Source organism: Streptomyces sp. NBC_00370, from assembly GCF_036084755.1.
Lineage (GTDB): Bacteria > Actinomycetota > Actinomycetes > Streptomycetales > Streptomycetaceae > Streptomyces.
In genome coordinates this window covers 1,398,951-1,409,610 of record NZ_CP107968.1, presented here as the reverse complement: position 1 = coordinate 1,409,610, position 10,660 = coordinate 1,398,951, and the positions used below count along the sequence as shown (strand labels likewise).

At 69.4% G+C, this 10,660-nt stretch carries 9 protein-coding genes; 3 read left to right on the top strand and 6 right to left on the bottom strand.

What is annotated here, in order from left to right:
* Positions 1-181 precede the first annotated feature (181 nt).
* Positions 182-1,078 (bottom strand): FG-GAP repeat domain-containing protein, encoded by an 897-nt coding sequence (locus tag OHS57_RS06170; protein ID WP_328581291.1) that lies wholly within the window; start codon positions 1,076-1,078, stop codon positions 182-184.
* Positions 1,079-1,324: 246 nt separating this feature from the next.
* Between OHS57_RS06170 and OHS57_RS06165 the strand changes: the two genes are divergently transcribed.
* On the top strand, positions 1,325-2,602 hold the full coding sequence (locus OHS57_RS06165) for a sensor histidine kinase (protein ID WP_328581290.1): 1,278 nt from the start codon (positions 1,325-1,327) through the stop codon (positions 2,600-2,602).
* 40 nt (positions 2,603-2,642) lie between these two features.
* Here the strand turns inward: OHS57_RS06165 and OHS57_RS06160 are convergent, their stop codons facing one another.
* The 3 genes from OHS57_RS06160 to OHS57_RS06150 all read right to left on the bottom strand — a co-directional run bounded on the left by OHS57_RS06160 (position 2,643) and on the right by OHS57_RS06150 (position 6,167).
* Entirely contained in the window at positions 2,643-3,710 is a 1,068-nt protein-coding gene (locus OHS57_RS06160; protein ID WP_328581289.1) for a helix-turn-helix transcriptional regulator, read from the bottom strand.
* Positions 3,711-3,929: 219 nt separating this feature from the next.
* Positions 3,930-5,261 (bottom strand): carotenoid oxygenase family protein, encoded by a 1,332-nt coding sequence (locus OHS57_RS06155; RefSeq protein WP_041991958.1) that lies wholly within the window; start codon positions 5,259-5,261, stop codon positions 3,930-3,932.
* Positions 5,262-5,348: 87 nt separating this feature from the next.
* Positions 5,349-6,167: a class I SAM-dependent methyltransferase gene (locus tag OHS57_RS06150; RefSeq protein ID WP_328581288.1), complete on the bottom strand. Its 819-nt coding sequence runs from the start codon at positions 6,165-6,167 to the stop codon at positions 5,349-5,351.
* A gap of 247 nt (positions 6,168-6,414) precedes the next feature.
* Between OHS57_RS06150 and OHS57_RS06145 the strand changes: the two genes are divergently transcribed.
* Complete coding sequence (locus tag OHS57_RS06145; RefSeq protein ID WP_328581287.1) at positions 6,415-7,821, top strand: aldehyde dehydrogenase family protein; 1,407 nt, start codon at positions 6,415-6,417, stop codon at positions 7,819-7,821.
* Positions 7,822-7,854: 33 nt separating this feature from the next.
* On the opposite strand, the gene OHS57_RS06140 is transcribed toward OHS57_RS06145, so the two are convergent.
* Together OHS57_RS06140 and OHS57_RS06135 are read right to left on the bottom strand one after the other, a co-directional pair.
* On the bottom strand, positions 7,855-8,457 hold the full coding sequence (locus OHS57_RS06140; protein WP_328581286.1) for a response regulator transcription factor: 603 nt from the start codon (positions 8,455-8,457) through the stop codon (positions 7,855-7,857).
* A complete protein-coding gene (locus OHS57_RS06135) occupies positions 8,454-9,578 on the bottom strand; it encodes a sensor histidine kinase (protein ID WP_328581285.1) in 1,125 nt (374 codons plus the stop codon). Before OHS57_RS06135 ends, OHS57_RS06140 begins: the two co-directional genes overlap by 4 nt.
* A gap of 134 nt (positions 9,579-9,712) precedes the next feature.
* Between OHS57_RS06135 and OHS57_RS06130 the strand changes: the two genes are divergently transcribed.
* Positions 9,713-10,594 carry an ABC transporter ATP-binding protein gene (locus OHS57_RS06130; RefSeq protein ID WP_328581284.1) on the top strand — a complete coding sequence of 294 codons (882 nt, stop codon included), beginning with the start codon at positions 9,713-9,715 and terminating at the stop codon, positions 10,592-10,594.
* Positions 10,595-10,660 lie beyond the last annotated feature (66 nt).

Below are 10,660 nucleotides of genomic sequence, written 5' to 3'. Positions count from 1 at the left end.
TAAACCCAATCCAGATTCCGGCGGTGCGATACGGATGGCAAGGTCTCTCGTGCGGCACGGTCTCTCGTGCGGATCGGCCGACCGGGACGCGCGGGATCACCGGTCGGCCCGTACAAGGCGTAGGCGTCGTACGAGGCCTTTACGGGCCGTACGGGACCGACCGGTGGCAGCGCCTACGGGATCAGCTGATCACGTCGCACTTCTCGAATCCGGTGCCGACGGCGACCGGATCCTGAAGCGTGGCCAGCGGGTTGTCCGGGTCGAACTTCCCCGAGTGGACATAGGCGTTGAGGGTGCCGTCGGGGCGCAGGCCCAGCAGGTCCGGCTTGCCGTCGAGGTCGATGTCGGTCAGCGTCATCATCATCATGTCGTGCCAGCCGTGCGCGATGGTGTGCCAGGTGCCGGAGGGCGCGGTCCCCTCCGGTGTGCCGGGCTTGGCGGGGAACTCGTAGAGGTCGATGTTCCCGTTGGCGCGGCGCACGACCAGGTCGAGGTTGCCGTTGCCGGTGAAGTCGGCCATGGCGAAGGGGAAGTCGTCGACACTGATCTCGGTGAGCGGTACCGGGTCGCGGCTGTAGGTGTGATCGTGGATCACACCGGCGTCGCGGTGCACGAACGCGTCCACGTTCCCGCAGCCCTCGCCGCGGGCGAAGGTGTCGTCGGTGCCCGAGCCGGTCAGGTCGGCGAAGCCGATCGTCTCCCACCGCCGGCCGTCCTCGCGCTTGCCGGAGACCCGGAGCGGGTCGGAGAACGGACCGATCTCACCGGGCCCGCCGGTGTTCTGGAGCAGGAAGTAGCCGAACTCGCCGTTCTCGCCGGGATTGAATTCGCTCACGCTGAAGGCGCAGATGTCCGCCTTGCCGTTTCCTGTGGCGTCCACCGCACGGACGAAGAAGAAGCGCTGCCAGCCGAACCCTTCGGCGATTTTGACCGGCTCTTCGAAGGTGCTGGTCCCGTTGAACGTTCCGCTGTGCGGATGGACGAACAACTCGCCCGTCTCGGCGTTCCGTACCAGCAGATCGAGCCGTCCGTCGCCCCGGAATGATCGGCACTGGCCGTTAGCGAATATCGGCGCCATTGCGGAAAGCCCCTCTTGATAAGTGAGCTGGGTAGCGTTCATTCTTTCCGGAGGGGCAGGGATGGGTAACCCCTAACCGCCCCCTAAGTGTTGGCCCCAGGGGGCTGCCTTGGCCGCGGTGCGCCGTGGTGCGGGGGCACAATGATGCGTGACAGGCATCATGGGTGTGACCTCCCGGAAAGCTGGATTCTTGCGTCATACGCGATCTGAGACCCGCGTCCGTCCCTCGTCGGGCGGTGAACTCGGATGAACACTGACTCGACGCGCTTCGGCTCCCGGCAGTGGCCCGTCGAAGGGCAGGGCGGGGGAGGGCGGCAGCAGTCCCGGCTGGTCCGGCTGCGGGGTCACCTGGTGGTGGTGATCCTCATCGTCGTACTGCCCCTGGCCACCGTGGACATGGACGGGGCGGCCACCGGGGTCCGCTGGGCCCTGCTGGCCCTGGATCTCGCGCTCTACGCGGCGAGTTTCCTGGTCATCACGCAGGTGGGGCAGCGCAGTTCGCGATGGGTCCGGTCGCTGATGGTCGGCTGGCTCCTCGTGGTGGGTTCGTTCCTGCCGGTCATCACGGGAGACGTCACGACGCTGGTGAATCTCGCCTACGCGATCGTGGCGGCTGTCGTGCTGCTGCCGGCCGAGGCGAGCCGGCTGGTCGGGCTCGGCGTCGCGTTGGCCCAGGTGGTGGCGACCCGGCTGGCTGTCGGCCGGGTGGACTGGAACGGCATGTGGCTGCTGGTGCTGCTGACGCTGTCGTTGTCGTCGCTGTTCTTGCTCACCCGCGTCGTCTCGCAGTTGAGCGCCGCTCGCGCGGTCATCGCCCACCAGTCGGTGATGGACGAGCGGAACCGACTGGCCAGGGATCTGCACGACGTGCTGGGTCATACGGTCGCCACGATCGCGCTCAAGGGCGGTGTGGCACGCAGGATCCTGGAGGGCGCCGGGGACCGGGGGGCCGGTGGGGTCGGTGGGGTCGGTGGGATCGAGGTCAGGGACTCGCTGCGGACCGAGGTCCGGGACATCGAGGAGCTGGCCCGCAAGGCGATGCAGGAGATCCGCAGTACGGTCCTCGACACGCGACTGGTCTCCCTGGACGACGAGTTGGCGAACGCCGCGCTGGCGCTGCGCGCCGCCGGGATCGCCGCGACGCTGCCGGAGACGGGCGACATCGTCCGTGTCGAGCTGCGTGACGTGTTCGCCTACGTGCTCCGCGAAGGCGTGACCAATGTGCTCAAGCACAGTGGCGCGCGGAGTTGCGAAGTACGGTTCGGCGCGGCATGGCTGGAAATCGAGGACGACGGCCGCGGGAAGCTCTTCAGCATGGAGACCTGGGCCGAAGCGGGCAGCGGCTACGGCCTGTTGGGCCTCGCCGAGCGGTTGCGTGCCGTCGGGGGCAGCCTCACGTCGGGGCGGGTACGCACGGGCGGCTTCCTGCTGCGCGCCGAGGCGGAGGACGGGCCGGAAGACCGGCCGGCGGACGGGCCGGCGGACAGGGAAGACCCACTCGACGGCCGCCCGGCGGACGCCTGACGCCCAGACCCCCGACCTCCGCCCCCCCACGTCCCGCGGCTCACATCAGCGCGTTGTGGTCCGTCTCAGTCACGGAGCCGTTCAGCGTGGCCCGTACGCCGGCCTGGAAACGGCTGCTGGCGTCCAGCTCGTTCATGATCTCCTTGATGTGGCGCCGACAGGTGCGCACCGATATCCCCAGGCGCCTGGCCACGACATCGTCCTTGAAGCCCTGCGCCAGCAGACGGATGATCGAAAGCTGCAGAAGCCCGAGTGTCCTGGCGTCGCCCATGTCCTCGGGCGCCGACGAGCCCACGTCGTCCCAGGTCTGGTCGAAGGTGGCGCGGAGATGGCCGATGACCGTCGCGTCGCGTACGGCGACGGCGGTCGGCGCCTCGGACACGTACCCCGCCTCGGTCGCATACCCCGCGTCGACGCTGCCGGGCGAGGGCTCGCGGCCGAAGACGATCGCGACCTGGGCTCCGAAGATGATCAGCTGTCCTGCCGGTTCCGCACGGATCCGCACCAGGGCGCCGGCCGCTGCCAGTTCCTCGATGTGCCCCCGGGTTGTCTGGTCACCGAGGGCCGCGTGCTGGTAGACCGCCCTGATACGCGTCCCGCGCCGCGCCGCCTCAAGAAGCTCCGGATGCATGGCTCCGACGGAATCGGCGGCGGGCAGCAGGTCGCCGCGGCGGCTGATCAGTATCTCGCTGCGGCAGCGTTCTGCCTGCTCCTTGAGCATCCAGCGGATGTGGTCGGCGGCCTGGAGCGGCTCCAGGCTCTGCTCGACCTGTTCGCGCAGGCTCCGTCCCTCCACATAGGCCGGCAGGAGCTTGTTCAGCCGTCGCTTGGTGCGGTCGATGTCCTCTTGGAGGTTGCGTATTTCGTCTTCGGACATTCTGACCAGCTCGGTCGCGGCGGCCTCGGGGCTCACCGGGACGAAGACTTCCGAGTCGTGCGCCGACGGCTGGAGGAGTCTGAGATGCAGCAGGCCCTTGCGAATGGCGTCGACCTTCGCACAGGGAAGGCGAAGGGTCTCCGCTATCTGTTTACTGTTGAACTGCCCGATGCGGACGGCCTGCCTGAATGCCAGCGCATGCAGGTGATCAGGGTCGGCAAACTCAGGCATTCACTGGCCTTCTTTCCCCCGAGGCGCACTCTCAGCCGAGCACGCCAATGGCCACGCAAATATGCTAGAGGCCAGGCTAAGCGCTGAAGGCCGTGGGTGGCGACAAGATTTGAGCCATTCTCCGGCTGTTGGCTTGACGTTGTCGAACGGTTCGTGCTCCCGCTCGGCGTCGCGACGCTCCGTGGCGGCAAGATCCAGACGAGCCGTTGCGGACACGACCTAGGCTCCCGTGTCCGGAAGCCAGTTGCCGTGGAAGCCGTACGGGACGCGCTGCGGCAGATGAACGGTCGCCACCGGCGTCGCGCTCAGGTCGCCGGCGTCCACGATGACCAGGTCACTGGTGTCCGTCGCTACGTCGTAGACGTACGTCATGAGCCACCCCTCGCCGCCGGGCCTGCCGTCCGCGGGGACGAAGGCGGCCTCACCCGGAATCCGGCCGGGCCCGAAGGAGTGCCGCGCCACCTCGCCGGTGTGCATGTCGTAGCGCAGCAGCGCGCCCGGAACGGCGTCGTGGCGGGGATGAGAAGCGGCCACCGTGGTGTGCACATGGCGGGCGTCGAGCCCGGCCAGTCTGTCGTCGATGCGGGGAAACTCGGTGTTCCGGTCGTCGAGTTGCTCCTCGGTGACCTTCCCCGCCGCCAGATCCACGGTCCAGCGCCACAGCGAGGCGACCGGGTAGGGCTCGCTGCTGTCCGCGACCCACAGCTCCGGATAGCGGATGACGCTCACGACCACGCTGTCGCCGTCGTCGTGCGCGTTGGGCACGTGGAAGACGTAACAGGGATCGATGTCGAACCAGCGGATCTCGCCGTGCGGGTCGTCGCGCCGCAGTACCCCGAGCCGGGCCCCGTACTCGGGATCCCACTTGTACGGCATGGGCTTGCCCGACATCGCTTCGAGGACGTCGAAGACGACCGGCAGGTCCATGAAGACCACGTGCCGGGCGGTCAGGGCGAAGTCGTGCATCATCGTCGGTCCGACCCCGTCGACCGCACGGCTGACGGTCAGATTTCCGGCGGCGTCGGCCCGGTGGTAGGTCAGGAACGGGGCGGTGAGCATCCCGTACCCGAAGAAGTGCAGCTCGCCCGTGGTCGGGCAGGTCTTCGGGTGCGCGGTCATGGCCGTGGTGAGCTTGCCCCCGAAGTCGTGCACACCGACGGTGTCCAGCTCCGGGGTGAGCAGGTACGGGAGGGACGACTCGGCCAGCGACAGGATGCGGCCGGCGTGCCGGACGACGTGTGTGTTGGAGGGTCCCGCCGTGAGATCGCGGTTGCCGAGCGAGTCGTAGACCGTGGCGCCCTCGGTGAAGGACGACGTGCGGACCCACCGGCTGCGGTGGGACGTCGCCCGCCCGCCTTCCAGCCGGACACCGTGCACCATGCCGGAGCCGAGGAACCAGTGGGCGGACGCCGCCTCGTGCGGGTTGGGCCCGTTGCGCAGGTACCAGCCGGTCAGCTCCCTGGGGATGGTCCCGGTGACGGGCAGGTCGTAGGAGGTGAGTTCGCCGACGGGGGCGAAGTTACCGAGCAGGTGGGGGGTGGGCGTCGTCAACTGCGGCTTCCTCTCGAACGCGGGTGTCCGGGCCGGCGCCGCAGTGGACTCTGCGACAGGTCGCAATCTGCTGGAACAGGGGCCTGCTCAGCCGGCCTTGGTCACGGTGAAAAGGAAGAACCGCGGGACGCCGGGGATGTGCCGGGGGATGGGTGGGACCGGCCAGCGGCCGAAGGAAGCTCCGTCGTCGCCGACGGACTTGACCTCGGTCGGCTCCCAACCGCCCCCGGACAGCAGGGTTTCCGGCTCGTCGGTGCCGAACTGCCAGGGGCTGCCGTCCTCGGCGAGCAGCGGGAGGCCGTTCTGCGGGAAGTCGTGCTCCGAGATCAGGAACTGGTGGCTGACGATGTCGCCGGCGAAGACGCTGCCGGGCGGCGCGATGTCGGCGACCGCCTTCACCAGTGCGTGCACGGCCTGTTCGGGCAGGTAGTAGAGCAGCCCCTCGGCGACCCAGAGGGTCGGTTCCGCCGCGTCCCAGCCGGCCGCGCGCAGCGCTTCCTGCCAGTTCTCGGTCAGGTCGGCTCCCACGGTGCGCCGTTCGCAGTCGTGCGTGACGCCCAGTTTCGCGAGCCGTTCTTCCTTCCACTCCAGCAGATCGGGGTGGTCCACCTCGAAGAGCGTGGTGCCGGCCGGCCACGTGGTGCGTACGGAACGGGTGTCGAGACCGGCGGCGAGCAGCACGACCTGCCGGAAGCCGGAGTGCTTGGCGATCGTCTCGTCCATGTAGCGGGTGCGGATCGCGAGGCTGTCCGCGACGCCGGGGCGCTCGTAGCGGGTGCGCAGCGCGAAGCCCTTGTCGCCGGCCAGCTCTTCTGCCAGTTCGTCGACGAACAACGCGTCGTCGCGCTGTGATTCGCCGGCCCGGAGAGCCGCGGCCCACAGCGCGGTGGCGGAAACGCTTTTCATGCCGACTCCTTTGTGACTGCGTCCCGAACTTCTCGGAAATACCCGCAGGTTCGGAAATACCCGAGGGGCACGGGCCGCGCGAATTCTCCGCTCGCGGCCGGCACCGCCCAGTATTTGTGACGTGGGACAGATCGGAAACCCCTAAGGGCCCCTATGCGCGGCCCCCAGAATGTCCGCGCAGGGGTGGGGGCGGCTGCCGCCCGGCGGTACGGTGCGAAACCAGGCCCGGCGACCCGAAGGAGCGGCAATGCCGCAATACACCATGACCATTGGCGGCGCGAGTGTATCCGGGGACGCCTCCTTCGGGGTCGTCGATCCGGCTCTGGGTACGGTGCACGCCGAGGCTCCCGACTGCGGTCCCGGCCAGCTCGACGCCGCATTCGAGGCGGCGGCGCTGGCGTACCGGTCGTGGCGGAAGAACGAGAACGCGCGGCGCAAGGCCCTGCACGCCGCCGGCGATCTGCTGATGAGCAAGGCCAACGAGCTGGCCCCCGTACTCACCCGTGAGCAGGGCAAGCCGCTGAAGGATGCCGCGTTCGAGATCATCGGCTCCGGATACTGGCTCAAGCACTTCGCCGACATGGCCATTCCGTACGAGGTGATCCGGGACGACGACGCGGCGTTCGTGGAGGTCATCCGCCGGCCGATGGGAGTGGTCGCGGCGATCACACCGTGGAACTTCCCACTCATGCTGGCCTGTTGGAAGGTCGCTCCGGCCCTGCTGGCCGGTAACACCATGGTGCTCAAACCGTCGCCCTACACACCGCTCACCACCCTGGCGTTCGGTGCGATGATGCGCGAGGTGCTGCCGCCCGGTGTGCTGAACGTGGTCAGCGGGCAGGATCCGCTCGGCGCGCGGATGACGGCGCACCCCGTGCCCCGGAAGATCACCTTCACCGGCAGCGTCGCCACCGGCAAGCGGGTCGCGGAGGCGGCGGCGAGCGACCTCAAGAGGGTGACGCTCGAACTCGGCGGGAACGACCCCGCGATCGTGCTGGACGACGCGGACCCGGCCCGGGTCGCGCCGAAGATATTCGACTTCGCCTTCCAGAACAACGGACAGCTCTGCTCCGCGATCAAGCGTGTCTACGCACCGGCGCGGCTCTACGACGACGTGGTCGAAGCGCTGGCGGCCGTCGCACGCGAGGTCAAGGTCGGCAACGGCCTGCACGAGGGCGTGCAGTACGGGCCCGTCAACAACAAGCCGCAGTTCGACCGGGTCACCGAACTCGTCGACGACGCGGTCGGCCGGGGCGCGCGGGCGGTGGCGGGCGGCAAACGCGTCGAAGGGCCCGGCTACTTCTACGAACCGACCGTACTCGCGGGCGCCGAGGACGGGTTCCGCATCGTGGACGAGGAGCAGTTCGGCCCCGCCCTGCCGGTGATCCGCTACACCTCACTCGACGACGTGGTGGAGCGCGCCAACGGGTCCCACTTCGGCCTGTGCGGCTCGGTCTGGGGCACCGACGTGGAGCGCGCCTCCCAGGTGGCAGGCGACCTGGAATGCGGGACGGCATGGGTCAACACCCACTTCGCCGTCCACCCGGACCAGCCGTTCGGCGGCCACAAGTGGAGCGGTGTCGGATCCGAGAACGGCCGTCTCGGCCTGGAGGGCTTCACCGAGGTACAGGTGCGGCACCGCGCCAAGAGCTGAGCCGCGCCGCGCTGACCCCGCAGGCAGCCGCGGTCACAGCCAGTCGTGTTCGCGCGCGTACCGCGCCGCTTCGTGCCTGCTCTGGGTCTGGGTCTTGCCCATCGCGTTGGAGAGGTAGTTGCGGACGGTGCCTTCGGCGAGATGGAGCTGGCCGGCGATGTCGGCGACGGAGTAGCCGTAGGACGTGGCGCGCAGGACGTCGATCTCGCGGTCGGTGAGCGGGCAGTCGTCGATGAGGGCGAGCGCCGAGACGTCCGGGTCGATCCAGCGCCGTCCCTCGTGCAGCGTCGCGATGACGGACGTGATGTGCGCCGGTTCGGCGGATTTGCTGACGAACCCCTGGACGCCGAGCTTCAGCGCCCGGCGCAGCACCCCCGGCTTGGCGTGCCTGGTCAGCATCAGGATCACCTGGTCGGGGTGGACGCCGCGGATCTCCGCCACGGCGCCGAGCCCGTCGACACCGGGCATCTCCAGGTCGATGACGAGCACGTCGGGCCGGTGCCGCAGGGTGGCGCTGACCGCCTCCGCGCCGTCCGCGGCTTCGGCGAGGACGGTGATGTCGCCCTCCAGCGGCAGCAGTGCGGCGAGCGCCTTGCGCAGCAGCGCCTCGTCGTCGGCCAGTACAACGGTGGTCATCGGGTCTCCTGTGGGTCGGGGCCGGGTGACGGGAAGGCCGCCGCGGTCAGGAAGCGCCCGTCCTCCTGCTCCACCGTGAGCGTGCCCCCTTCGTCGGCCACGCGTTGTCCGAGCACGGCCAGACCGCCGAGTTCCGGCAGCGGGGTGTTTGGGGCGCCGTCGTTGACGATGCTGATGCCGGTCCCGGACAGTGTGATCCGTACTTCCTCGGCCTCGGCGTGCCGCAGGATGTTGGTTGTCGTCTCGCGCAGCACCTGGCCCAGCAGCTCGCTCACACCGGTGTCCGCGTACGCGACGCGGCGGATGTGCACCTCGATGCCGGCGGCCTCGAACAGGTTCTTCGCGTTCTCCAGCTCGGCGGGCAGGTTGAGCCGGCGCTGGGCGTAGGCGAGCTCCTTGGTCTGGGCGATGGTGTCGCCGACCAGCGAGTGGATCTCGCGCAGCTCCTGCTCGGCCCGGCCGGGGTCGCGGTGCACCAGCTTCTGCGCGAGGGCGACCTTGAGCTTCACCACGTGCAGGGTGTGCCCCTGGATGTCGTGCAGGTCGCTGGCGAACCGCATGCGCTCGCGTACGACGGCCAGCTCCGCCTCGCGCCAGCGCGACTCGTCCAGCTCCTCGACGACGTCGTAGAACCGTTTGTTCGGGAACATCAGCCCGGTCACCACGGCGGTGACGCCCGCCGGGACGATGACGAACTCGATCAGCACGCCACGCGGATCGTCCTGGGTCACCAGGAACCGGGTCGCACCCGCGAGAGCGACGTAGGCCACCAGTCCTGCGGCGGCCCAGCCCCGGCCGCGGGGCAGCCGCGGCACGATCAGCGGGCCCACGACGGACAGACCGAAGACCGCCTTCCCGCTCCCGGCCACCAGCACCCCGAAGAGCCAGACGCCCGCAGTGACGACCAGACACGGCACGGCGACCCGGGCCAGACCGCCGGCCGTCCAGGACACGAAGGCCAGCAGAGCCGCGAGCACACCCAGCCCCAGGACCGCGGCGTCCCACCAGGACTCGGTGTCCAGCGCCACCAGCAGCACGCCGCCGACCGCGATGGAAGGGAACACCATGATCAGGTTGAGCCGCCGCAGCCGGCCGCGCGTCACCTCGGAAATATCGGACATCGTGCGGCAAGTATTGGCGCGAACTCCCCGGTACGCCAGTGACACCACGTCATACGCGCGTGCCAGGAATGTCATGCCGGGGACGTGATACGACGCCACTACCAGTGGGGCGGCGCACACGGTGAGATCGGGGTATGTCCACCACCCCAGTCATCGAAGTCGAGAAACTCAACGTCCGCTACGGCGACTTCCACGCCGTGAAGGACCTGTCGTTCCAGGTCCGGAAGGGCGAGGTGTACGCCTTGCTCGGCACGAACGGCGCGGGTAAGACGTCGACCCTCGAAGTCATCGAGGGCCACCGGCCCACCACGTCGGGCGCCGTCCGCGTGCTGGGCCGCAGTCCGCTGGACCGCGCCGCCGTGCACCCGCGGATGGGCATCATGCTGCAGGAGAGCGGTTTCTCCCCGGACCTCACGGTGCGGGAGTCGGTCCGGCTGATCGGGGCGCTGACCCGGCGGCAGGACGACGTCGGCCGGGTGCTCGGCGTCGTGGGGCTGACGGACAAGGCGGGCACCAAGGTGTCGCAGCTCTCCGGCGGCGAGAAGCGCCGGCTGGACTTCGCCACCGCCTTCTACGGCGGCCCGGAGCTGGTCATCCTGGACGAGCCGACGACCGGCCTGGACATCAACTCCCGCGACGCGCTCTGGGCTGCCGTCGACCGGCTGCGTGAGGAGGGCGCGACGATCGTGCTCACCACCCACTACCTGGAGGAGGCGCAGCAGCGGGCCGACCGCATCGGGCTCATGCATGAGGGGACCTTCCACCGCGAGGGGACCGTCGTGGAGCTGACGCAGACGCTGCCCTCGGTGATCAGCTTCACTCTCCCGGCGGGCGCTCCCGAGCCGCCACTGGCCGGTGCGGCCGCGGACGGGGGCTGCCGCGTCGAGACCTTCAGCCTGCAGAAGGATCTCTACCGCCTGCTGGGCTGGGCCCACGAGACCGGTGTCGACCTGCGGGGACTGCAGGCCGGTCCGACCCGCCTGGACGACGTCTTCCGCGCCATCAGCGGCGAGTGACCGACCCCGCCGCCCCCGCCGCTGCCCCGCCTCGCCTCCGCTTCCGGTTCTGTCCCCGCTTCTGCC

Excerpts from the sequence above, each read along its gene's own strand:
- OHS57_RS06140 (WP_328581286.1), bottom strand. The coding sequence starts at position 8,457 with ATGACCACCGTTGTACTGGCCGACGACGAGGCGCTGCTGCGCAAGGCG.
- OHS57_RS06165 (WP_328581290.1), top strand. The coding sequence starts at position 1,325 with ATGAACACTGACTCGACGCGCTTCGGCTCCCGGCAGTGGCCCGTCGAA.
- OHS57_RS06160 (WP_328581289.1), bottom strand. The coding sequence starts at position 3,710 with ATGCCTGAGTTTGCCGACCCTGATCACCTGCATGCGCTGGCATTCAGG.
- OHS57_RS06130 (WP_328581284.1), top strand. The coding sequence starts at position 9,713 with ATGTCCACCACCCCAGTCATCGAAGTCGAGAAACTCAACGTCCGCTAC.
- OHS57_RS06145 (WP_328581287.1), top strand. The coding sequence starts at position 6,415 with ATGCCGCAATACACCATGACCATTGGCGGCGCGAGTGTATCCGGGGAC.
- OHS57_RS06150 (WP_328581288.1), bottom strand. The coding sequence starts at position 6,167 with ATGAAAAGCGTTTCCGCCACCGCGCTGTGGGCCGCGGCTCTCCGGGCC.
- OHS57_RS06135 (WP_328581285.1), bottom strand. The coding sequence starts at position 9,578 with ATGTCCGATATTTCCGAGGTGACGCGCGGCCGGCTGCGGCGGCTCAAC.
- OHS57_RS06170 (WP_328581291.1), bottom strand. The coding sequence starts at position 1,078 with ATGGCGCCGATATTCGCTAACGGCCAGTGCCGATCATTCCGGGGCGAC.